We start from the raw sequence: 26,806 nt of genomic DNA, 5'->3' as shown, positions 1-26,806 counted from the left end.
TTTTAAAAACGGATATCGATAAACTCTTGCTCTGCTGGTTTTATATCGAAAAGCGAATGGCAACAACTCTCTCCGTTATTGTCTGCGGTTGGTGTCGCCATGCGTACATTAGATTAATTCATCCCATTGCCGGGTGTTTTGGTGGAAGTAAATTGTCGAACAATTTTACGCTTATCGAGAGGGTTAGATCATTCGATTAAAACTATTTAATTTCTTCGAGATCATGGAGAGTGGTTTTATGGAAATGATTTATTCTTTCGAGATGGAAAAGTCAGGCGGCTCGTTTTTGTTTTCGTGATTAAAGTGGAGTTTATTGTTTGGCTGTTTTAGAGTCAATCAACAGATGCTCAATCTGGTGCAGTAGGCTTGCGCGGTTCCCCACAATAGTGCTGTAAAGTTCATTTTTATTGGCGAAAAAGGTAGCCACAAAAAAGGCGACGCTTTTATTAAATGGGGCTGCATGTATTTTTGCTTGTGTGAGGTAACTGCTTCGGTTTGACTTATGCAATTTATTTATGGTGTGATGAATAAGTATTTTCGACCCTGTTGGTAGTTAACATGTAATGTAAATATACTTCGCTGATAACGATTTTTAGCTTCATTTGGTTGCAGTGATTGGTGTGTTTGCTTTTTTTAAATAAAAATATTCTGTATTTTTTGATGGTAGGCGCGCAGTACATTGTTGTTATTAGCGCCAATCTTTTTTTTTGAATCCGTTCAGCAGGCTTTTTGGGTTTACGCATTTTATTTTTTAAAATCTTTTTTTGTTAACTTGGTCAATAATGGGCGCGTAATGTGCTTGTAATGAGGCGAAACTATATTTGTGTGCCAGATGTCTGGTTCACTTTTCTGAATTGGGTGTTGAGGTGGCAACTCTTTTTGTCGGGACGCTGTCATTTTCTAAGTTGCAAAGTGGAAGGTAACGAGCAATGGGGTACGAAGTAACTTTTTCAGACCGTTTTCAAGAATTTGATAGCTTGGTAGGTTTAGGCCGTATTCGCGCCTCACAACAAAAAGACAAAATTGCATACTCCATTCTTAAGTATGGCTCTGGGGTCGATGATCAACTGACATATGAGCAGCTGGATATACGGGCTCGCGCATTGGCGGCTAATTTACAGGCAATGAAAATATCGGGTCGTAACGCCCTGTTGCTTTTTCCAGCGGGTCTCGATTTTGTTGTTGCTTTTATGGGCTGTTTGTACGCGGGTGTTGCGGCAGTTCCTACCCCAATGCCAGGTAGAAAAGATAAGGACTGGATTAAAACAGGTGTAATCGCGCAGGACGCTGATGTTGCGGCGGTATTAACGGTTGCCGCGCAAGCGGATTATGTGCGTGAATCTATGAACCAGGACAGCTTCCTAAAAGACGTTCCTTGTGTTGAAGCTGATGTGGTCGATGAGGCGCTATCGGAGCAATGGGTTGATCCTGGCTTGGCTCAGGATGATTTGGCATTTTTGCAATACACGTCTGGCTCGACGGGTACACCAAAGGGTGTGATGGTTACGCACGGCAATTTGCTTCACAACGAAGAAATGATGCGTAAGGCCTACCGGCACACGGAAGATACGGTTTACGTTTCGTGGTTGCCACTGTTCCATGATATGGGCCTGATCGGCAATGTTCTACACACGCTGTATTTGGGGGGGCGGTGTTATTTAATGACTCCCGTCGCTTTTTTACAGCAACCTTTGCGTTGGTTGCAGGCTATTTCGGACTATCGGGCAAGTACCAGTTTTGCGCCGAATTTTGCGTATGAACTTTGCCTGCGCAGGATTACTGAAGAACAGCGCGATCAACTGGATTTAAGTTGCTGGACATTGGCGCTCAATGGTGCTGAACCCGTTCGTGCAGATACTCTCGAACGTTTTGCTGAATTTTTTGGGCCCTGCGGTTTTAAATGGGAAAGCCATTACCCGGCTTACGGTCTGGCAGAGGCAACGCTGTTCGTATCGGGTACCGGGCGCGATGAGGAACCCTTTATTTCTCAGGTTGATAGTCAGCAGTTACAGAATCATAAAATCGTGTATTCGGATGACTCTAAGGGTTCGCAGCGGCTTGTCAGTTCTGGTTTAACCAATACCGTTCAGGATGTTGTAATTGTCAACCCCGACAATTTCCAACGCTGCTCAGCCGATGAAGTAGGCGAGGTGTGGATAAAAGGCGGCAGTGTCGCCAAGGGGTACTGGAAAAAAGCAGAGCAAACCGAAGAAACGTTTAATGCGCGCATCGCTGAGGATGGCGACGGACCCTATTTAAGAACAGGTGATTTGGGTTTTGTCTCTGATGGGCGCCTGTTCATAACCGGGCGATTAAAAGACGTTGTGATTGTTAATGGGGCAAACTTTTATCCTCAGGATATTGAGCTCGCCGTGCAGGATAATCAGAGCGTTCTTCGCCACGGCTATGGTGCCGTCTTTGGTATTGACCAGGATGGCAGTGAACAGGTTGTGGTCGTTCAGGAAGTAGAACGCACCCAGATTAAGAAGATCGACCACGAACAGGTGTTCCGCAATATTCAGCAAACTGTCGTTCAGGAATTTCAAATACAAGTTGCGGCGATAGTCCTGATCAAACCTATGACACTACCGTTAACCTCCAGTGGAAAGATTCAGCGTCGAGGTACGCGCAAGCAGTTTTACGAAAATGATCTGGCAGAAATAGCCTGCTGGTTTGGCTCCGAAAGTTTGCGCCGAGAAGTTAAGGGTGAAGCCGTAGTTGAGACCGCCAAGCCGACTGACTTGTTGGGTAGCGCAGCGGAAAGCTCGGTGAAAACGGAAGCAAAGATACACTGGTTACGCCAGTATGCCGAAACACGTATTAATTCGGCGTTAATCGATGAGCGACGGTGTGTACCACCATATATTGTGATGGATTTCGCCAGCCAGGGGCTACTGGGGATGTGTGTGCCCGAACAATACGCAGGGCAGGCCATGACGGTAAGTGACTCATTGCGGGTGATCGAGCAGCTGGCTGCTATCGACGCCAACCTTGCAGCGATGGTGTCGGTACATCACGTACTGGGTACCCGACCAATTTTGAATTACGGTTCTCAGTTAACGAAAGACGTTTTCCTACCGAAAATTGCCGAAGGCCGAATCCTGGGAGCCTTAGCGATTACTGAGCCGGGCGCGGGTTCTAATCCCCATGCGATTTCAGCCACAGCGCGACCTGCACCTCAAGGCGGTTGGCTGATAACCGGCGAAAAATGTTGGATTGGAAACGGCAGTTGGTCGGGGGTCATAAACACGTTTGTTCAAGTTAAGGACGAGCAGGGCAACCCAAAAGGCCTGACCGCTTTTGCCATCGAACAGGGTCGCAGCGGCATGTGGATGGGCGAAGAAGCGCCAACTATGGGTATGCGCGGAATGGTGCAGAACCGCATTCACTTTAAGGATGTCCACGTTACTGAGAGTGACATGTTGGGTCGCGTGGGACAGGGTATGGAGATTGCCCAGGACGCGATGATGCATGGTCGTTTGGTAATTGCTGCGATGAGTTTGGGGGGCTTAAAGCGCGCTGCGCAATTAATGACTCGCTACGCTCAACGTCGTGATGTCGCATCGGGAAAATTATTCGAAAGTTCAGTTAGCATCCAGCGGTTGTCTGAGATGCACGCGACTATTGCAGCGATCCAGGCAATGGTGCGCTCGCTTGGTGAACTGATTGATCAGGGTGTAGAGATTCCTTCAGAAATTTACGCAGCGTGTAAAACTTCAGCCCCTGAATTTTTATGGAAAGGTGTTGATCAGCTGATGCAGATGCTCGGCGGTCGCGGTTATACCGAAAATAACGCTGTACCGCAATTGATGCGCGACCTGCGTCTGTTCCGAATTTTTGAGGGCCCGACCGAAGCGTTGAATGTTTTTATTGGTGCTCGTGTTATTAATGGTGGCGAGCAGATTCTGTCCTTTATAAAAAACACCCTCCAGTCTTCTGATGTAGCGACCGATGTTGCGAGCATGGCCTCAGAAATGTTGCATTTGGCAACGGCTAGCGGTGAGCGAATTGGTTTGAATTCTTTTCAGGTGAATCAACGCGCGCATACCTTTGTAGGAGATTTGACAACGTTGCACATCGTTAAGGCGTTTGTTGAATTCCAAAATCAGCGATGCCCCGATAAATCCCTTCAACAAGCGATAGCCTGGTTGAATAAATGCCTGGAAATTAAACATGCCGAAGTCGTTGCAAGCACTGGTGGATCACAAGTGTGGATGAGCGCTGCGCAACTAGAGCAAGCCGCAGACGATCTTCTGCACGATATCGGTGATATACAACAGCACGCAGCAGGTATGGAGCGCGCCACGGATACCTTGTTACTGCGCGAGGGGGAACCTGTTAAAGCGCCTGCGGCGGTAACGCCTCCAGATTTACCCGCGACACCTCAGGAGCCATGTGCTGCTCCCGAAGCTGAAACTGTCGTTATTGCCAATATCGCGACCAGTGAGGAAGAGGAATTGGAAGCCTGGATGATTAACTGGTTAAGCAAGCGAATTCGGGTGAGTAGCAGCGAACTAAGCGCACAAAGCACGTTTGTTGATGTCGGTCTGGATTCTGTCAGTTCTGTTGAATTCTCGTTTGAATTAGAACGCTGGCTCGGTTTTGAAGTGGATTCCACAGTGGTGTGGCAGTACCCGAGTATTAGTGTTCTCACCCAATTTTTGCTAAACGAAAAGCGCACTAAAGAAGCTGAACAACAAGAAGCAGAAATTCACAGCAATCAACCCGAAAATTTGAGCACCTTGTCCGATGATCAAGTGGCCGCCGCTTTGGCCTGTGAGCTTGAATAATACTGATGTTCGGTAGCAGAAGGTTCCACAAAAACTAACCGATAGTAATTAATAACCACAAGCTCTCTGACAGTAAAGTCGAGGTTGAATCAGGCCGTGAGTATGGAAGCATCGAAGCAGGACATGCGCGTATTATTAGAGAATGCGCTGGTAAAAATTCGTGGGCTAAAACAGGAGCTGGAAGAAACCAAAAAGCAGCGTAATGAACCAATTGCATTGGTGGGAATTGGTTGTCGCTTTCCTGGCGATGCTGATGATAGTGCGGCCTTTTGGGATTTATTGCGCAATGGATCTTGCGCTATTGAACCGCTGCCGAAGTCGCGGTGGAACCTCGACCATTATCTTGATAGCGATCCCGAAGCACCTGGCCGCATGTACACGGCAGCAGGTGCGTTCATTCAGGATTACGATAAATTTGATCCCGCTTTTTTTGGCTTAACTCCCCGTGAAGCCCAGGCTATGGACCCGCAGCATCGGCTGATGTTGGAGGTGTGTTACCAGGGCCTTGAAGACGCGGGTATTGATGTACATAGCCTCGCTGAATCCAAGACTGCTGTCATCATGGGAATGGGCTCCGACGACTATTCCCGTTTTTCAACAAGCTCCATGGATGAGGAGACCATTGATGCGTACACCTCTCTGGGGTCGGCTCGCAGTATTGGTGTTGGTCGAATCGCTTACGTTCTGGGTTTGCAGGGGCCAGCATTTCAGTTAGATACTTCTTGTTCCTCATCATTACTCGCTGTGCATCTGGCTTGTCAGTCCCTTCGCAATGGTGAAGCGGATTTGGTGTTGGCTGGCGGTGTTAATCTGATGTTAACTCCAGAGTTGAGTATCAGTTTTTCAAAGTTGCGAGCCTTGTCGCCAACCGGTTCCTGCCGCACGTTTGATGAAAAAGCGGATGGATATGTACGTGGGGAGGGATGTGGTGTTGTTGTACTGAAACGCTTGAGCGATGCGCAAGTCGATGGTGACAACATTATTGCGGTGATTCGCGGGTCAGCAGCTAACCACGACGGCAAGAGTAACGGTATGACCGCGCCGAACGGTGCCGCACAGGAAAAAGTAATAAATGCGGCCTTGGAAAATGCTGGTGTTGATGCCAGCCAGGTGCAATATGTCGAGGCTCACGGTACTGGTACTCCCCTGGGAGACCCCATAGAGGTGTTGTCGCTCGGGCGTGTCTACGGTGCTGCGCACAGCCAGGACAATCCGCTCTATATTGGTTCGGTAAAGGCTAGCGTCGGTCACCTTGAGGCCGGAGCGGGTGTGGCCGCCTTAATTAAAACGGCATTGGCGATACGCAATGCTACGATTCCTCCACATGTGAATTTTGATACACCAAATCCACATATCCCCTGGCAGCGCTTACCGATAAAAGTGCCTACCCAAGCGCGGGAGTGGCCGGCTGACTCGGATGTACGACGCGCAGCTATTAGCGCTTTCGGGATGAGCGGCACCAATGTGCATGTTGTTATTGAAAGTGCACCCCCGGTCGACGCGAATACCCAGGATGCCATTCGAGGTGAAAAACCACACCGCGACCGACAGCATCACATGTTGTTGCTATCGGCCAAGTCTCCTCAGTCTTTGCGAGACCTCACCCGCCGCTATCAGCAATGGTTTGACAAGACGAACGCCGATTTTGCCGACCTTTGCTACAGCGCCAATACTGGCCGTGCCAAATATCCCTATCGTGCGGCGCTAATTGCAAAAGACTGTACCGATGCGCGGATGCAGAATGCAGCTATGCTCGACTCCAATTCGGAACCTGCACGGCAAAATGGGGGCCGTAAAAAAGTCGCTTTTCTGTTTTCAGGGCAGGGCGCTCAATACGTCGGTATGGGGCGTGAACTCTACGCGAGCTCAGCGGTATTTCGTGATCATTTCGACCGCTGCGCTGCGCTTATCGATGCGCAACTGGGGTGTGACCTAAAAGCCATTATGTGGCCTACGGAAGCAGAGGAAGATAGATCCTCAGCCATGCTGAACCAAACGCTTTACACCCAGCCCGCATTGTTTGCGCTCGAGGTATCACTGGCTCGGTTGTGGCTCTCCTGGGATGTGAGCCCCACATTATTGATCGGCCACAGTGTTGGTGAGTTTGCGGCGGCCTGTATTGCGGGAGTCTACTCTCTCGCTGATGGCATAAAGCTTATTTGTGCGCGCGCTCGGCTAATGTCCTCGCTAGCTGGCGGTGGCAAGATGGCCGCGGTTGAAATAAGTGGCGATGATATTCAGCCTTACTTATCAACTTACTCAGGTCGTATTTCAATCGCAGCGGTTAATTCACCGCGCCAGGTTGTTATTTCCGGTGAAGGTCCGGCCATAGACGAACTGACCGGGCGACTAGTGGAAGAGGGGCGAACGGTGACGGCGTTGGATGTTTCCCACGCGTTCCATTCGGATTTAATGCAGCCTATGCTCGCCGGCTTTCGCGAAGTCGCAGAGCAGGTCAGCTACAAGGCTCCAGCTATTGCGGTGCTTTCTAATGTGAGTGGTACCTCGGCCGGTGCCGCTATGGCGAGCGCCGACTATTGGGTTTCCCACGTTTGCGCCAGTGTCTTGTTTTATCGCGGTATCGAGCAGGCTCAGCAGATGGGCTGTCAGTACTATATAGAGATTGGGCCGAAGCCGGTGTTGTTGGGCATGGCGCAGGACTCTCTCTCGGGCGACGCGGTATTGCTTCCTAGCTTGCGGTATCGCCACAGCGAGTGGCAGACGTTGTTGCGCAGTGTTGGTGACGCATTTGTTCATGGCCTCGACTTTAACTTTGCCGCTCTGGACAACGACTTTTCTCGCAGTCGCGTTCCGCTGCCAGGCTATCCCTTTGAGCGCACGGCATACTGGCTCAGCGGGCCAACCGTATCTCGCTACCAGGAGCCAAGCCGCGATACTCAACCCCTGGCGGAAAGCGTGCCGACAAACGGGCACCCGCTCATCGGTACGAAACTCGTATTGCCTTTCCAAAACAGTCAGCGATACCAACAAACACTTCGTGTAAATCAGCCTCCCTACATGGCCGATCACAAATTGTTTGATGGTGTTTTGGTGGCGGCTGCATCCCACTTGTCTGCGTTATTGTCCGCTGCAAAAGACCACGGCAACGGCAGCACTAGTTGTTTAACCGACGTGGTGTTTATGAAACCCATGGTGCTGCGGGAGCATGCGCCTCTGCGCATGCAGTTGATTGTGAATCCAATTGACGGTCAGAGCGCGTCCGCAGAGCTGGTGAGTTTTCAAACAGAAGACCTGGATGGCGACAATATTGCGCGTAACGTGGTGGCTAAGTTTCGCGCTGCGGGAACAGCTGAATCGTCTGCAGAGACCAGCGTACTTAAGCAGTCATTGCAGCAGCGTTTTCCCAAACCGACCCTTGGCGAAGAATTCTATCGCACCGTTGGCACCGGCTTTAGTTTTGGTGATCGCTTTAAGTGTATGAAAGCTGCCTGGCAGGGCGAAAACGAAGCGTTGTGTGAGATTAAACCGGCGCGGGAACTCCAGGCCCTGGACGCAGCTGTCGCTGAGTACGAAATCTACCCCGGCATGCTGGATGCCTGTTTCCAATTACTGGGAGGTCTGATGAATCGCCGTATTAACACGGCGGATCAGACTTATGTGCCTTTCAGCGTTGCTGAACTCAACTTTAATCATGCACTTGCCCAGGATGAGCCGCTCTGGTGCTACGTCAAGCTGCATGACGAGGGTGCTGAGGAAGACGCGGCCAGCCTGCGCGGCGATTTAGTGTTGTGGCAGGGTGAATCCCGCGTCATCGCCCGTATTTCGAATTTCGAATTTAAGATGATCCACAATGAGGCCATGCGTGCCTCGATGGGGGTTGCAGCCCCCCGTGATTATTACTGTATCGATTGGGAGCCCAAATCGAGAGCGCCATCGGTGTCGGCAACCGTCACCAGCGAAGAGGTCTGGCTGATATTTTCCGACGGGGATGCAGTAGCCGAGGATGTCAGCCGCCGCGCAAGAGATGCAGGTGTTCGCTGTATCACGGTAAATCACAGCGAGAACTTCCTGGCCCAGGGAGATCGCTATTGGGTTAATTCCCTGAGTAAATCCGATTTCTTGGCCCTTGCTCAGGCGATCAAAGACGAGCCGGGTGTAGACGCAGTTGATCGGGTTATCTACTTGTGGCCTCTAGGCACAGACGCCCAGGAACAACCTCTACAACCATTGCTTTATGGTGCCTGCGGCGGGTTAATACACTGGCTTCAGGTTCAGGATGAAAGCGGACTTAATAGTGACCGTAAACCGACCAAAGTCACGCTTGTTTCTCGCAATGCGCAGTCCGAAAGCGCGAGCACGCCAGTAGAGTCGCTGGTCGGCGGGGCCATGTGGGGCTTTGGCAATGCATTGCGGTTGGAGCGCTCGGATCTCGAGTGCGTCAATATTGATCTGGCCGTCGAGGAGGTTGAACCCGCAGCAGATCTGCTTGACGCCCTGTGGCGGGAACTGGCTGCTGACGATAACGAACAGCGTGTACAACTGGCTGGTGAGCTGCGAAGCGTCGCCCGACTGCAAAGCTGTAAGCTGGACGCGGCCCCTGCCAAGGCACCTGCAATTCATGGCAGTTGCGCTTATCTGGTTACTGGTGCAATGGGTGGTTTAGGGCGGGCACTGCTGCCCTGGTTGGTGGCTGCGGGAGCCGAGCAACTGATCATCCCAATGCATCGCGCACTCAAGCCCGAAGAATCCAACTGGCTGGCAGAACTCGGCGCAGAGATAACGATAATCCCGGCTGATATTGCCAGCAGTCACGGTGCGGATGCTATCTCCGCAGTGCTTCGTCAATTGCGGCTCCCACTGGCTGGGGTGTTTCACCTCGCGGGGCGGGTACACGATCAGGCCATGAACCAAATGGAATGGTCGAGTTTTCAACACGTGCTCGAAGCCAAGGCCATAGGCGGTTGGCAACTGTTGAATGTGCTCCGCAATCTGCCCGACCGCAAGGCGCTGGAGTTTGTCCTGTTATTTTCTTCGGCATCAGCCACTTTGGGTTCGGCCGGGCAACTGAATTACGCCAGTGCCAACGCCTTTCTCGATCGTCTTGCTAGCGTTGGTCGCGCTGAGGGAATGCCGTTTAGCAGCATCGCCTGGAGCCTTTGGTCGGGCGAGGGTATGGGCAGTGATGATGGCCTGGTACAGCGACTCAAGCGGTCCGGCCTATCGCCTATCGCTACCGCCGATGGCCTGGAGATATTGACCGAAGTTATTGCATCGAGGCCGCCTCAAGTGAGCGTCATTCCAGCCCACTGGCAGGACTACGTGCGCAGTTACTGCAACAATCAGATTCCCACCTTTTTATCTCGCCTGGTGAGCCCGAACCAAAAGCTCGCAGCGACGAATAGTGGTGCGGCCGATGAGCGCGCCTTCGTACAAGAGATAGCGGCGTTGCCCGAAGCTGCACGCCCGAAGGCAGTGCTAGATGCGGTATTGAAGGAGATTGCGCGGGTGATGTCCTTCAATACCAGCGCCGGTTTCGACGTGGAGCGCCCACTGCAGGAAGTGGGTATGGACTCGTTAATGGCGGTTGAAATTCGAAATGGCCTGGGTCGGTTACTCGCTACCACGCTGCCTACCGCAACGCTATTTAAATACCCCACAGCCAAGGCGCTGGCGGAGTTTCTACTTCAGGATTATTTCCAGAATGACCAGGAAACTGCGGAGGCACAGCCCGAGGATAAAGACCCACAAGCCGAAGCATTGTTGAACCTGGATAGGCTCGGAGAGCTTTCCGACAGTGAAATTGATGCTCTCCTGGACAATGTTTCCTAGCCATGAAAGATTTTCTCGAAAAAATTAAAACGCTCTCGGCGAAACAGGTCATGTTGCTGGCAGTTCAGCAGCAAAAACAGTTGACTGCACTTAACGACATGCGGACTGAGCCCATCGCAATTATCGGCGCGTCCTGCCGAATGCCAGGAGGGGTTAATGACCTGGACAGCTACTGGCAGTTGCTTGTCGAAGGACGGGAAAGCGTTCGTGAAATGGTTGACGAGCGTTGGGATATGGCCCGTTTTTACGATGCTGACCCCACCGCAGCGGGGAAAATGTATACCAAGCGGCTGGGCCTGCTGGACGACGTGGAGAGTTTCGATGCGGAGTTCTTTGGTATAGCGCCCCGCGAGGCAGAGCGACTCGATCCGCAGCAACGACTGTTGCTGGAAACCAGCTGGCACGCGCTGGAGAATGCCGGGCAGGCACCGAGGGATCTTGTCGGCTCTAATACCGGCGTTTTTCTCGGCATCTGCAACCCGGACTACACTAACCTGCGCACTGCGCTGGCGAATACCGAGGGCTACGACACCATCACGGCCTACGACGGTACCGGCACCACTTTTAGCGTGGCCGCTGGCCGTATTGCTTACGCGTTGGGCTTGCAAGGCCCATGTTTCTCGATAGATACCGCCTGTTCGTCATCGTTGATTGCCATCCACCAGGCCGCGCAGTGCTTGCGCAATCAAGAGTGTGGCCTCGCGTTGGTGGGCGGGGTGAACCTGATACTCGACCCGGTCACATCCATTATTTTCTCCAAAGCCAATATGCTCGCCCCGGATGGCCGTTGTAAAACCTTCGATGCCGCTGCCGATGGCTATGTGCGTGGTGAGGGCTGCGGGGTGCTGGTTCTCAAACGATTGCGCGATGCCCAGAGCGATGGCGACCGCATTCTCGCCGTGGTGCGCGGTTCGGCGCTAAACCAGGATGGCCACAGCCAGGGCTTGACTGCCCCTAACGAGAAAGCGCAAGTCGAGGTATTAAAAAGCGCGCTCAAAGCGGCGCAACTGGCGCCGGCCGACATCGACTACATTGAAGCCCACGGTACCGGTACTTCCCTCGGTGACCCTATAGAAATGGGTGCTATTGCCACGGTATTTGGCAAGGATGAACGCCAAAAGCCGCTGTACGTTGGCTCGGTTAAGACCAATATTGGCCATACCGAGGCTGCAGCAGGTATTGCAGGGGTGCTCAAAGTGGTCGCATCACTTCAACACGAGACCATACCTCCGCACCTGAATTTTAACGACCCAAGCCCAATGGTGCCGTGGGACACTATGTCAGTTGAGGTCCCGCGCGAGTCGGCCTCCTGGCAGCGCAACGGCAAGCCGCGTTACGCCGGTGTCAGCTCGTTTGGTTTTGGCGGCTCCAACGCCCATGTCATTCTCGAAGAAGCACCGCAGGAAACTGTGGTTGCCGCTAAACCTGAACGTGCAAATCATTTATTAACGATTTCCGCCAAGACAGAGCAGGCATTCAAGGCACAGCTAACGCAATTTGCCGCCAGCGCCGGTTCGCTGCGTGATAATGACTTGGCCTCACTTTGTTATTCCGCCAACACCGGACGCAACCATTTTCTTTATCGTCAGGCCTTTGTTTGCCGCGACCTGCAGGAACTGCAGGCACAGTTGGATGAGGCCTGCACAGCACCAGCCCCTTTGCTGGCTACGCATGGTATGGAGCCTGGTTTTCTCTTTAGCGGCCAAGGTTCGCAGTACCGGGGCATGGGTAAGGGGCTGTACCAGAGCCAGCCGGTGTTTCGCGGGGTAATAGACGAGTGTGACGCCCTGTTTAAAGGCACACTTGAGTCTTCACTTATCTATGTACTCTGGGGTGACGACGAAACGCTTATTAATGAAACCCAGTACACCCAACCGGCGCTGTTCGCGCTGGAAATGGCCCTGGCCCGCCTGTGGGAAAGCTGGGGGATAGTGCCGGGGGCGGTCATTGGCCACAGCGTTGGCGAATACGCGGCCGCCTGTTTTAGCGGCGTGTTCAGTCTCGCCGATGGTCTGAAATTGATTGCTGCGCGTGGCCGGTTAATGGCTGAGTGCTGTGAGCGCGGCGCCATGAGTGCAGTGTTTGCCCCGGTGGATACCGTGGAAACCCTGTTGGTGAACTACGGCGGTCAACTGGCAGTAGCGGCCATCAATGGCCCGCAAAGCACGGTGGTGTCCGGCGAGCAAAGCGCGCTGAACGACTTTCTGGCCGAACTGGAAAGCAAGAGCATCAGTTATCAAGCGTTGAGTGTCTCTCACGCCTTCCACTCGCCGATGATGGCGCCCATGCTGGACGCCTTTGCCGAAGTGGCCCGCAGCATAGACTATCAGCGCCCGCGGCTGAGCATTATTTCCAACCTCACTGGTCGGGCAGAAACTGATGTTCTGGCGACGGCAGACTACTGGATAGAGCACGTGAGCGCGCCGGTTAAATTCGGCCAGGGTTTTGACGTGTTGGTGGAGCAGGGCATGCAAACCCTGCTGGAAATTGGCCCAGGTGCGACGCTTTTGGGGCTCGGAAGGCGGGCGCTGGAATCGCGGGATGACACCTTGCAAGGCTATGCCTGGCTAAACTCGCTCCGCCCCGGTCACGACGACGAAGCGGTGATGCTGCAAAGCCTAGCGCAGTTGTACAGCCGGGGTTGCACCGTGGATTGGCAGGCCTTTGATGCACCGTTTAACCGCAATCGCATCACTTTGCCCGGTTATCCTTTTCAGCGTGAGCGTTATTGGTTACCGCAGCCCCAGTTAGGCGGCCTTAAAGGGGTTGGCGGTTTAGTTGCCAAATCCCCAGTGACCGCGGCCAGCCACCCACTACTGGGTGAGCGGCTGGCGGCAGCTTTCTCTCGCGAAATCTACTTTCAAAACGCGCTCGATGTTGCCCACCCTGATTATATGGAGCAGCATCGTCTGTTCGGTTTGCCTGTGGTGGCGGGTGCTTCCCACATCGCCACGTTTCTGGAGGCGGCGCAACAGTATTTTAAAAATTCCGCACTGAGCCTTAGCCAAATCGAGTTTCGGCAACCGCTGGTGTTGCCTGAAGACAAAGCGGTAAGCGTACAAGTGATGTTAACGCCACACCGCGATTGCGACACCTCGGTCGACGCGCAACTCATGAGCCTGATTGACGGCGGCGATCCCGCAGACCCTTCAGCCTGGAAGGTGCACGTAGTTGCCACGATTGCGGCCTTGCAGGCGGGCGAAAAAACGCCGGTTGCGCCGCTGATGCTCAAGTCGGCCATGGCCAGTTGGTCCACCGATGAAACTCCCAGCGATTTCTACCAGCGCTTTTGGGATAAAGGCTATACCGTTGGCGATAAATTCCGTTGGTTGGGTGAAGGCTGGCGGTGTGAGCGTCAGGCACTGCGGCGTCTCGACACTAACAATCGCGAAGAGCTTGCGGAAAGCTATCTCTTCTATCCCGGTTTGCTCGATGCCTGTTTCCAGGTGATCGACTGTAGCCGAACCCGCGGTGATTTTGAGGAAGAACAAAACAGCCTTTACATTCCTGCGTTGATTCAGGGACTTACTCTCTACCGAACGCCGCGAGCAGGAGAGACATTCTACTGCTACGCGCAACTGAGCAACGATAATCATGAAGGCGAGGGCGGTAAAATTGTCGGCGACCTCTGGCTGGTAAACGAAGCTGATGAGTTAATAGCCAGCATAAACGGCTTCGAAGGTCGCCGTTCAACCAAGTTGGCACTGGAGAATGCCCTGAGCGCCCTGCGCCCGAGCGCAAACACAGCCGAGTTAAGCTACGGCCTCAATTGGCAGAAAATCACTCAACCGCAGACTGCTGAGCTAGCCATTGTTGGGCCGGTGGCGGTGTTTGCCGATGACCAGCCAACCTGCAAAAACATCTTGTCAGAGTTACAGGCTGCCGGGGTAGAGCACTGCATTATTCGTGTAGGTGAGGAATTTAAAGAACAGCACAACAGCCTGGAGCTAAACCCTGGTGCCGCTGAGCAAATGGAGCAACTGTTTGTGGCGCTAGAGCGGCGGCAGTCACAGCCATGGCATATTCTCTATCTCTGGGGTATGGACGCAACGATTGAACCAGACATGTCTTCCGCCACTGTGCAGCAGCTGGAGAAGCCAGTATGGCGAAATCTTCTTCAGCTCCTGCAACGGGCCTCCGGTCTTCCGATTAAGGGGCTGCACGTCGTTACCCAGGGAGCCTTTGCGGTTTCAGACACAGGCTTGTCTTCAGCCAAAAACAAGGCTGAAGACAAGCACAGAGTGCAACCGTTGCAGCAGTTGCTTTGGGGGATGGTGCGAAGTGCCCAGGTTGAGTTGTCTACGCTGCCACTCGCGCTTATCGACCTCGCAAATTCTACGCAGAATGTCCTGCCAGCTGTACTTCACGCCCTGACCGAGCCAACAGAAAATCAGTTGCGAGTCGCTGACGGCGAGTTATTGGCGCCTCGTTTACAGCCTGCTTCTCTATCTGTAGCTGCCACTGGTGAGGTGATTGACCCAGCTAAATGCTACCTCATTACTGGCGGGCTGGGCGGTCTCGGTCTCCAGCTTGCCCATTGGCTGGTGGAGCAGGGCGCAGTTCAACTCGTGTTACTGGGCCGCTCCGCACCCAAAGCCGAAGCGCAGGTTCAGCTAGACCAGCTGGCAGCACGCGCCGAGATTCTCTGCTTGCAGGCGGATGTAGCCTCTTGCGATCAGCTGCAAGGCGTTTTCGAGCGTATAGCTTGCGACTGTCTGCCGCTGGGCGGAATTTTTCATGCGGCTGGTGTGCTGGATGACAGTTTTATCGATCAGATGAACGAAGCACGCTTTGCCAAAGTGACAGCACCCAAGATACTCGGTGCCTGGAATCTGCACCTGCTGAGTTCCCATTTGCCACTCGACCACTTTGTCGGTTTTTCCTCGATCACCTCAGTTCTGGGGTCACAAGGGCAGACGAACTATGCCGCTGCGAACGCGTTTCTGGATGGCCTTATGGCCATGCGCCGTGCTGAAGGGCTAGCCGGGCTCAGCATCAACTGGGGCCCTTGGGCAGAAGGCGGAATGGCGGCACAACTGGATGAGCGCTATCAGCAGCGGTTGAAAGATATTGGCCTATCCCCCTTGAGTCAGGCGCAGGGCATGGGTGCACTGGGGCAATGGATGCAGTCGGACGGCGCTTCGCAGGTCATGGTGGCCAATATCCGGTGGCCGGAATTCCTCACGCAGTTTAACGGCACGGTGCCAGGCATTTTTGCCCAAATGGGGAGTACTGCGCACAACACTGTTGCGCAACCCCGCTTTCACACCGAATTAATGGCGCTGCCGGCAGTGGAACAGCCTCAGGCGCTGGCAAACCACGTACATCAGACTCTGGCTAAGGTCTTGGGTTTTGATAATCCCAAAAAGATCGGTGCACGCGACCGCTTCTTTGACCTGGGGCTGGATTCACTGCTGGCCCTTGAGATGAAGTCCCGCCTGGAGAAAGACCTCAATACCAAGCTGAGCGCCACTTTGATCTTTGACTACCCCAATTTCGAAGCGCTGAACAGCTATCTACAGGCACACATTCTTGGTGCTGCGGCAACCGATGAGGGCGATGAGACCGGGGCTTCCATGGAGGAGATGCTGCAAAGTTCCGAGTCACAAAATTTGAATGACATGGACAGCGATGAGCTGAACGCCTTGTTGGGCAACAAGCTGGACCGCCTCAGTTCGTTACTGGATGAGTAGATAATGAGTACAGAAAAGACCAACGCCCCTGCTAACGAGCAAATGATGCAACGCCTCAAGCAGGCAATACAGGTGATCGATCAGCTCGAAGGGCGGTTAAAGAAAGAGCTGGATGCCAAACATGAACCCATTGCGATCATCGGTATGGGCTGCCGTTTTCCCGGCGGTGTTTACACCCCGGAACAGTTTTGGGCGTTGCTGGTTGATGGTACCGATGCCATCAGCGAAGTACCATCGCAGCGTTGGAACATCGACGAATATTACGACGCCGATGCTGACGCACGAGGCAAAATTAGCAGCCGTTTCGGTGGTTTTCTCGACGAAATCCAGCAGTTCGACGCCGGGTTTTTCGAGGTGTCGCCGCGCGAAGCTGAGTCTCTAGACCCTCAGCAGAGAATGATGCTGGAGGTGACTTGGGAGGCGTTGGAAAACGGTAATGTGCTACCTGCAAGCCTGTACGGTAGCAACACCGGGGTATTCGTGGCCATGAGTGGTTCGGACTACATGATGGCCGAAGCCAAATATGTCGGAGAGGAAGGTATATCGGCCTACTTTGGAACCGGGAATGCCCATGCCACCGCGTGTGGCAGATTGTCCTACACGCTGGGGTGCCAGGGGCCCAGTTTTTCAGTTGATACCGCCTGCTCCTCTTCTCTGGTTGCTTTGCATACTGCGTGTATGAGCCTGCGAACCGGGGACTGTGACGGAGCCATCGTTGCCGCCTCAAACCTCATGCTCACACCGGATATCAGCATTACCTTTTCCAAGGCTCACATGCTGGCGCCGGATGGTCGTTGTAAAACCTTCGATGCCGCCGCCGATGGCTATGTGCGCGGCGAAGGTGTTGCGGCTGTTTATGTGAAACGACTGAGCGACGCCCTGCGCGATGGAGATTCTGTACGTGCGGTCGTGCTCGGCTCGGCCATCAATCAGGATGGCGCCAGCGGCGGCCTTACCGTACCCAACGGGGTAGCGCAGCAAAGTGTTATCAAGCAAGCGCTGAAAAACGCTAGCCTGGAAGCGGGTGCGGTGGATTATGTTGAAGCTCATGGTACGGGTACGTCGCTGGGTGATCCCATTGAGATTGGCGCACTGGGGGCGGTCTATGGACGCGCCCGCTCGAGCGACAATCCATTGTTGGTGGGGTCGGTAAAAACCAATATTGGTCACGTAGAAGCAGCGGCGGGTCTTGCGGGGTTGATGAAACTGGTGCTGTCACTGGAACACGGCGAGATACCCCGTCATTTACACTGTTCCAACCCAAGCGCGCTTATCCCCTGGTCAGAGCTAAATGTCGCTGTCGCCGACAGCCACCGAATCTGGCGCAGTGTTGCGGCAGACGGTCAAAAGCACGCGGGTCTGAGCGCGTTCGGCTTTGGCGGTACCAACGGTCATGTCATTCTCGCATCTGCGCCTTCCAAGCCAGCCGCTGGTAAGTTCTCTGTCACTGAAAAAGCGGGTGTCGAGCCGGTGGCACGGGCTTGGCACCCGATCAAACTGGCTGCCAAGTCGCCACGAGCGCTCGCCGATCAGGCGCTCAGCTACGCTCACGCGCTCGATACTCTCATCGAAGCCGGTGATGCGGACGCTCTCGAAAACCTCGCTAATTTCGCTTACACAGCTAACACATCACGTTCCGACTTTTTATTTCGGGATTGCGCTGTTGCAGGCGATCGCCAGAGCATGGTGCAGGCACTGACCAAAATCGCCGCCGCCGATGCGAACCGCTTTGAAGATTCGATCGAGCAGATGGCTGAGCCAGGTTTTCTCTTTAGCGGCCAAGGTTCGCAGTACCGGGGCATGGGTAAGGGGCTGTACCAGAGCCAGCCGGTGTTTCGCGGGGTAATAGATGAATGTGACGCCCTGTTTAAAGGCACCCTCGAGTCTTCACTTATCGATGTACTCTGGGGTGACGACGAAACGCTTATTAATGAAACCCAGTATACCCAACCGGCGCTGTTTGCTCTGGAAATGGCCCTGGCCCGCCTGTGGGAAAGCTGGGGGATAGTGCCGGGGGCGGTCATTGGCCACAGCGTTGGCGAATACGCGGCCGCCTGTTTTAGCGGCGTGTTCAGTCTCGCCGACGGTCTGAAATTGATTGCCGCGCGTGGCCGGTTAATGGCTGAGTGCTGTGAGCGCGGCGCCATGAGTGCAGTGTTCGCCCCGGTGGATACCGTGGAAACCCTGTTGGTGAACTACGGCGGTCGGCTGGCAGTTGCGGCCATCAATGGCCCACAAAGCACGGTGGTGTCCGGCGAGCAAAGCGCGCTGAACGACTTTATGGCCGAACTGGAAAGCAAGGGCATCAGTTATCAGACGTTGAGCGTCTCTCACGCCTTCCACTCGCCAATGATGGCGCCCATGCTGGACGCCTTTGCCGAAGTGGCCCGCAGCATAGACTATCAGCGCCCGCGGCTGAGTATAATCTCCAACCTCACTGGTCGGGCAGAAACCGATGTTCTGGCGACGGCAGACTACTGGATAGAGCACGTGAGCGCGCCGGTTAAATTCGGCCAGGGTTTTGACGTGTTGGTGGAGCAGGGCATGCAAACCCTGCTGGAAATTGGCCCAGGTGCGACGCTGTTGGGGCTCGGAAGGCGGGCGCTGGAATCGCGGGACGACACCTTGCAAGGCTATGCCTGGCTCAACTCGCTCCGCCCCGGGCACGACGACGAAGCGGTGATGCTGCAAAGCCTGGCGCAACTGTACAGCCGAGGTTGCACCGTGGATTGGCAGGCCTTTGATGCTCCGTTTAACCGCCGTCGAATCACTTTGCCATGCTATCCGTTTCAGCGTAAATCCTACTGGTACAAGGGCTCCAACAGCAACCAGCCCGGCAGATTGTCGCCGGTAGAATCTGCATGGCTCGACGCTTTGCGCCAGGGCGACCTAACGCCTCTACTCACCCAACTGCCGCAGCAAACCCTACCTGAAGCATCTCAGCAGGTGTTGGCGCAGATGCTCAGGCAGCTGCAGCCGCTGAGCCAGCATGGCTCGGAAGACCCATTAGCCCGCTTGGGTGCGCAGTTGCACTGGGATGCGGTGGAGCCTGTTACAACCGCTTCAACCTTGGCCGGTAAGACACTGCTGTTGGCCGATAACGAGCAGCAGGTAAGCAACCTGAAGGATGCGCTTAGCGCCCTCGGTTGCGAGGTCGTTGTAGTGACTTCCAGCCAGGGCAACGCCTTTGCAGAAACTGCAAGATCGGAAACTTTCTCTCGCGTTGTGTTTTGTCGTACCGATGCCGTCAACGATTCCGACCCTGCGGCCCTTTGTCATGCGTTGTTAACCAGCCTCGCTATTGGTGTCGATACAGCGGTGCGCCCCGACATGTGGGTGGTCACTCGAGGCGCTGTGCTCTGTAGCAAAGCGGATCGCCGTGTCGCCAGTGCCCAGTCCTGCGTTTGGGGTGTGTGCAATACGCTGGCCGCGGAATTGCCAGAGCAGTTTAAGGCGGTTTTAGACCTGTCTCTGCTTGAGCAGGATACAGAACCGTGTATCTCCGTGGCCGAGGCAACCCGCCTCGCGAGCCTGGTTGCCAATCTGGTCGATGCGGATCAATTAGCGGTTCGTGGTGAAGTTTGTTACGCCCCGCACTTGCATCCCTGGTGCGCCAGCGAATCATCGCCTGCCGCCAATCTGAAAGCCAATGCCTCTGTTAAAACCAATGCCACTTACCTCGTAAGCGGCGCATTCGGCGGCCTCGGATTGGTGGTGACAGACTGGCTTGTCACGCAAGGGGTTCGTCACTTGGTGCTGGTCAGTCGCGGTGGCCCAAGGAGCGACGCGGCAAAAGCTGCGCTCGAGCGCTGGCAGTCTCAACAGGTTGAAGTGGCATTGGTGAACGCGGATGTGGCGGATCGCAATGCGCTGCTGAGCGGTTACCAGGAGGTGAGTGGTGGGGTGCCAGAGCTCAAGGGTATTTTCCACCTTGCCGGAATCAGTGGCGATCCAACTGCAAGTGCTGAACTGGCCGAAGTGGCGCTGACTGAGGTCCTCAATCCCAAGGTTGCTGGAACACTAAACCTAGCGGCGTTAAGTGCTGAGAGCACCCTGGATTACTTTGTTTGTTTCTCCTCTATCTCGTCAGTCTGGGGCTCGGCGGGGCAGGCAGCTTACACGGCAGCCAATCAGTTTCTCGACAGCTTTGCTGGCCAGCGCACGCGCCAGGGTCTTCCCGTGCAGTCCATCAACTGGGGGCCATGGGCCGAGGTGGGAATGGGGCTAACTCTGGATAAAGACAATCAGATGGCGCGTGTTGGTATCCACGGTTTAACCAACGCGCAAGCATTACACGCACTGCGCGCGGTACTGGCGTTAGGCGCCGCCACTCAGCTGGTTATCGCTGATGTGGAGTGGCATAAATTCGCGGCACTTTACGCAAGCAAGCGTCACAACCATTTGTTCACCCACATGCTCGCCAATACCGATGAACATCCCAGCTCTTCCGCAGGCGCAACTCCGGCTAAAAATGAAGCGCGTGAAAAAATCGTTGCCCTGCCTGCGCACAAATGGAAAGCCGAATTGATGGGGCTGTTGCGCAGTTACGTCACTGATATCTGTCGTTTGGATAGTGAGCAGGTTATCTCTTCGAGCCAGGGTTTTACCGAATTGGGCATGGACTCACTGATGGCAGTGGAATTAAAGGAACGCCTGCAGCGCGATCTGGGCATCAAGCTGCAAGCCACCATTGCGTTTGATTACCCCACTATCGATGCCATGGCAAAACACCTGGCGGAAGAGTTGACGGCGTCGCTACCTGTGGCGGAAGCCGAGATTGAAGCGCCGGGTGAGCAGGAGGATGCAGTGGACATAGTGGAAGAGGACGAAATAGCAGAGCTTTCCGAAGAAGAGGCAGAAGCAATGCTGTTAGCCAAGTTACAAGCCCTGTGAGTAAACCGATTAGTGAACTGGAATCAAACTGATGGTAGAGAAAAGTAAGCCAGCATTGTCACCGCTGAAACAAGCCCTGGTTGCCATAGGCGATTTACAAAAAAAGTTAGCCAAAGCCGAAGCCAAAAAACACGAGCCAGTCGCCATCGTTGGTATGGCTTGCCGGCTGCCTGGCCAGGTGGAGACTCCCGCAGATTTTTGGCAGTTTCTCGAGCGTGGCGGCGATGGTATTAACCACAATCCGGTTGATCGCTGGCCCGTGCATGAACTGGTGGATACTGATCCCGCTGCCCCGGGGAAAACGGTAACCCTGAGTGCCGGGTTAATTGAGGATTACGACAAGATAGATGCGGGGTATTTTGGCCTGGCGCCTCGTGAGGTCGAAACCATGGACCCGCAACAGCGCCTCGCGCTTGAGCTGAGCTGGTCTGCCATTCAGGATGCCGGCTACAGCGCTGCGCAGATGATGGAGAGTAATACTGGCGTTTACCTGGGCGTAGGCGCGGCAGAATACTTCCGGCTATGTCTGGAATCCGGTAACCAGGATGCGGGTTTCTTCGTTACCGGTAACACCCAAAATGTGATCAGTGGCCGCGTAGCTTACTTGCTAGGCATTCATGGCCCCACTGTGGCGATCGATACCGCCTGCTCTTCATCACTGGTAGCCATCCACCACGCGGTTCAGGCGTTGCGCCGTGGTGAGTGCGAGGCTGCACTGGCGGGTGGCGTGAATCTGCTGGTTGATCCTCAGGTGTTTGTGTCTCTTTCTAAGGCGGGTATGTTGTCCACCGACGGCCAGTGCAAAACCTTCGATAAAGATGCCAACGGATATGTACGCGGTGAAGGTGGTGGAGTGTTGCTGCTCAAAACGCTCACTAAAGCCAGCGCCGATGGTGATCGCATTCACGCGGTGATTCGCGGATCAGCGGTTAACCAGGATGGCCGCAGCAGCAGCCTGACGGCACCGAACGGCCCGGCACAGCAAATGGTTATTAAAAAGGCATTGGATGATGCTGAGGTTAAGCCGGTTGAGGTTAACTACATTGAAACGCACGGCACCGGCACGCCACTGGGTGATCCGATTGAGGTGGGCGCGCTAACCGCCGTTTATGGCCAGCAGCGCAATGCCCCACTGGTGCTGGGAGCGCTTAAATCCAATATCGGCCACCTGGAGGCAGCCTCGGGTGTGGCAAGTATGATCAAAGCGGTGTTGTCGTTGCGGCACGGCAGGGTACCAACGAACCTTCACTTCAATACACTCAACCCACACATTGAGCTGGATACAGCCGGTGTGACCATAGCGCGTGAGCCAACCTTGCTGGCAAGTGCGGATGCTGGCGCTTTGCTCAAGGCCGGGGTGAGTTCTTTTGGGTTTAGCGGCACCAATGCGCACATTATTCTCGAACAGGCGCCTTGCGATGCGGTTGAGCCGATCGATGACGCGTGCGAGGCTGTTTGCACTCTCTCGGCCAAGTCCGAAAAGGCGCTGAGTTCTCTGGCGCAGAGTTACGCCGACTTTGTGCAAGAGCACTCGCCACGCCTGCGGGATTTTTGCGCCAGTGTTAACGCTGGGCGCGATCACTACGGCTTTCGAAAGGCATTTATTGCCAAAAGTGGCGATGAACTGTTAGCCAAGTTGCAGGCTGTGGCGAAAGGGGAGACAGCGGCCATTAGTCTCACCAAGGAAACCCTCAGTAACCCTCCCAGGATTGGTTTCATGTTTACCGGTCAGGGGGCGCAATTTGCCGGAATGGCACACGACCTTTATCAAAATGAGCCGGTGTTCAAAGCGGTATTGGATGAGTGCGCAGAGATACTCAGTCAGTGGCTGGAATACCCTTTGTTGTCGGTGTTATGGGGCGACAATTCCAACCTTATCAATGAGACCAGTTACACCCAGCCAGCGCTGTTTAGCGTTGAATATTCTCTAGCTCAACTGTGGAGCGCATGGGGTGTGCAGCCAACGGTGGTCATGGGGCACAGCGTCGGTGAGTATGTGGCCGCCTGCGTGGCGGGTATTTTCTCGCTGGAAGAGGGGCTGTGGTTGATTGCCCAGCGGGGCCAACTGATCCAAAGCCTGCCAGCGGGTGGCGGTATGTTGGTGGTGTTGACCGATTCTGAATCGGTTGCCAGCTTCATCAAAGGCCAGGAGGACAGGCTCAGTATTGCGGCAATAAATGCGCCGCAGCAGACTGTGGTTTCCGGTGCGCTGGGTGCACTTGAAACGCTTAAGCAGGTGCTGAATGAGAATGGCGTGCGCAGCATTGCACTGGCGGTTTCACACGCGTTTCACTCGCCTTTAATGCACCCCATTGTCGAGTCTTTCCGCCAGGTTGCCAGCGAAGTGGCATTCAAACAGCCAGAGTTGACGGTTATCTCAAACCTTACTGGTGCCGAAGCCGATGAGGGAATTGCCTCTGCCAATTATTGGGCTGAACATATCGCAGCGCCAGTGCGGTTTGCCGACGGTGTGCAAGAGATTTGTCAGCACGTAGACGTGGTGCTGGAGATAGGCCCAAAAACGACGTTAATCGGCCTCGCCCGGCAGTGCGTGGATGATTATGCTGGAAAATGGCTGGTCAGCCTGCATGAGCGGATCAAGGATACAACTGCCCTCAATCGCGCGCTGGTGGAGCTTTATGAATGCGGCGCTGTTATTGATTGGCGGGCTGTGCATGCCAGTGCCCCATGGCACAAGCTTTCTGCGCCCTTGTATCCCTATCAGAGGCAGCGCTATTGGGTAACGGGCGCGGATACGAAACCGGCCTTGCCCTATCAGCCCACTGCTGTACCGCAAGCCAAGGTTAATGCCCTTTTAGGGCAGCGCCTGGCATTGCCTTTAATGAAAGAGACCTGCTATCAGTCGGTGCTCAGTGCCCAGTCTCCCGCCTACCTGGAACATCATCGCCTGTTCGGCATTGTTATTGTGCCTGGGGCGTCCCACGTATCTATGGTGCTCACCGCAGTGCGAGACCGTTTTGATATGCAGGATTGCGTGCTGAGCGATGTCGTCTTTTACCAGCCAATCGCCATCGCTGATGGTGCCGAGAAACCCGTACAACTGCTGCTGACTCCGCAGGAAGACGGACAATACGAATTCAAGATTATTTCCCTCAACCGCGACGACGACCCCTACCGCGAGAGCGGCTGGACTGTGCATGCCACAGGTAACTTTGTGCTCGGTGGCGAGCAGCACAGCGAACTGCCTGTGGATCGCGATACCGCCACCTCAAGCTGGCCGCTGCAGGAGACCGGCGAGGACTTTTACCAGCGTATCTGGGAGGGGGGTTACACGTTGGGCAGTGCGTTCCAATGGGTTGGTGATCGCTGGGCGCAGGCAGGCGAAACCCTGCACCGCATGGTGTTACCAGAGTTGCCGGATGGCGCCCTGGACTACCAGATTCATCCGGGCTTACTCGACTCCTGCTTTCAGGCTTTTGGTAGTTCGGCTGGTTTACAGGTGGAAGAGGACGATATCTATATTCCCTTCAGCGTTGGCCGCATGCGTTTTTACCAGCAGCCAGCCGCTGGCGGCTTGTGGTGCTACTCGCGGCCGAGGAGCGAGCAGGGCCCCGGTACGTCGCAACGCTACCTGGGCGATCTGACCCTGTTTGATGATCAGGGTCGACTGGTTTTCGAGATTGAAGGCCTCGAATTACGCAAATCGAGTCAGGCATTACTGAAAAAAGGACTGCTGGATGTTCAGGACGACAGCCGCGCCGGAGGACACTTCTACCAGGCGCACTGGGAACTGGCCCAAGATGAGGCGACGCAAGCCAAAACTGATGGCCAGTGGCTGGTGTTCACGGCTCCCAATCAGGAGGAGACCGCTCTCTACGAGGCATTAGCGGCGGCTGGTAAGCCATTTGTTACGGTAACTAGCGCTCAGGCATACGCGAAGCTGGCGGAAGGGCGATACACGCTGCGCAGCGACAGCGTCGACGATTATCTGCAGCTGCTGCAAGCGTTCGAAGGGCAGACCATAGCTGGCATTCTCGATCTGCGCGTCTACGCCATGGCGTTTGATCCTGTCGCTGACAGCCGCTCCCTGCAAGAGCAAGTTCTGCACACCTGTGCCGGGGAACTGGCACTGCTGAAAGCGCTGTCACGTCACTTTAGCGAAGCGTTTCCTCGCCTTGTAGTCCCCACCCGGGGGGCTCAGGCGTTAGCGCAGGAAGACATCAATGTTGCGCAACATGCGGTGTGGGCATTGGGCCGGGTGATGGCTTTAGAACTGCCGCATATCGCCAGTGTATTTGTCGACCTGCCCGATACCGGAAACGCTATTGCGATGACAAGTGAAAACGCCGCGCGGCTGGTTGGGGAACTCGATATCACCGCCCGCGATAACCAGCGGCTGTTGCGTGGCGCGCAGCGTTATGTCCAGCGTCTGGGTCGGGCCGAGCGCCAGGAGGCGCCCGTTGAGAACTTGGTCACCGCTGATAAAAGTTACCTTATCACCGGCGCCATGGGCGGCCTTGGGCGTCAGGTCACGGAATGGTTAGTGGCCCAGGGAGCGCGCCATCTGGCGTTACTTGTTCGCCGCGAACCCGACGAAGAAGTATTGCACCAACTGCATACGCTGTCGCAAACAAGTGGTGCCGATATTCGGTTGCTGCGAGCAGATATCGCCGATCAAGCGCAGGTTTTCGCCGCCGTTGCCGAGGTCGAAAGCAGCATGCCCGCGCTGGGCGGCGTGATGCACCTGGCCGGAGTCGTGGAGGATCAAGCTATCGATCAGACCACCATCGGTGCTTTTGCAAAAGTACTCTCGCCCAAAGTCGCTGGTGGCTGGAACTTACACCTGGCCACGCGTGAGCAGCCGCTCGACTTTTTCGTTAGCTACTCATCTATTGCGTCGCTGTTTGGCACGCCGGGGCAGGTCAATTACGCCGTTGGTAACAGCTTCCTGGATGGTTTGATGCAACACCGGCAGGCCTCGGGTTTAGCCGGTCTCTCCATCAACTGGGGCCCCTGGGGCGAAGTGGGGATGGCAGCACGCCTGGCCGCCGATACTGGTAACAAGATGGCCGCAGCGGGGCTTCGCACCTTTGATGTCGCCGAGGGTATGGAGGCTATGTGCGCGCTAATGCAACAGCCACCGGTGAGTAACGGCATGAGCGTTGGCGCGGTTAAAGTCGATTGGCCCGTGTTTTTGCAGAAATTTCCCGGTGCGGCGACCGCGCCACTATTTCATGCCTACCGGCAAGAACACCTGGGAGATAAGCACACACGCGGCGGCATGCTGGCGCAATTGCAGACAGTACCAGTGGGCGAGCGCAGAGAATTGTTGATCAGTCAGGTGGTGTCGATTCTCGTGGACATTCTGCGTTTGCCATCCACTGAAAAAGTGAGTCTGGACCAGGGTTTCTTCGACTCCGGCATGGATTCGCTTATGTCGTTGGAATTCAGGCAGCGCCTGGAACGCGAGTTTGATATCACCCTGGCGCCCACAGTGGCTTTCAATTACCCAACCGTGGGCGAGCTTATCGGTTACCTCTGCTCTGAGGTGCTCGAGCTGTCTTTCGACGAGTCGGATGACGAAGCCGTTGAAGAAGAGCACGACGAGTTGGCGCTGGCAGACGATCTGTCGGAAGACGATCTGGCCGCGCTGTTGGAACAACAACTGGCGACATAAGT

At 54.7% G+C, this 26,806-nt stretch carries 5 protein-coding genes; all 5 read left to right on the top strand.

Annotated elements, in window-relative coordinates; genetic code table 11:
* Positions 1–929 precede the first annotated feature (929 nt).
* The 5 genes from TERTU_RS10525 (at position 930) to TERTU_RS10505 (ending at position 26,804) form a co-directional block, all read left to right on the top strand.
* Positions 930–4,790, top strand: coding sequence for an AMP-binding protein (locus TERTU_RS10525; protein WP_015818306.1), 3,861 nt, complete (start codon positions 930–932; stop codon positions 4,788–4,790).
* Between the two features lie 102 nt (positions 4,791–4,892).
* On the top strand, positions 4,893–10,580 hold the full coding sequence (locus TERTU_RS10520) for a type I polyketide synthase (RefSeq protein WP_015818738.1): 5,688 nt from the start codon (positions 4,893–4,895) through the stop codon (positions 10,578–10,580).
* 2 nt (positions 10,581–10,582) lie between these two features.
* Positions 10,583–16,273, top strand: a complete 5,691-nt coding sequence (locus TERTU_RS10515; RefSeq protein WP_015816869.1) for a type I polyketide synthase — start codon at positions 10,583–10,585, stop codon at positions 16,271–16,273.
* Positions 16,274–16,276: 3 nt separating this feature from the next.
* Entirely contained in the window at positions 16,277–21,166 is a 4,890-nt protein-coding gene (locus TERTU_RS10510) for a type I polyketide synthase (RefSeq protein ID WP_015820955.1), read from the top strand.
* A gap of 31 nt (positions 21,167–21,197) precedes the next feature.
* The gene (locus tag TERTU_RS10505; protein WP_015817539.1) at positions 21,198–26,804 is read left to right on the top strand and encodes a type I polyketide synthase; all 5,607 of its coding nucleotides are present in this window, start codon (positions 21,198–21,200) and stop codon (positions 26,802–26,804) included.
* The last annotated feature ends 2 nt before the right edge of the window (positions 26,805–26,806 follow it).

The organism is Teredinibacter turnerae T7901 (genome assembly GCF_000023025.1).
Classification (GTDB): Bacteria; Pseudomonadota; Gammaproteobacteria; order Pseudomonadales; family Cellvibrionaceae; genus Teredinibacter; species Teredinibacter turnerae_B.
This window is presented reverse-complemented; position numbering and strand designations above follow the sequence as displayed.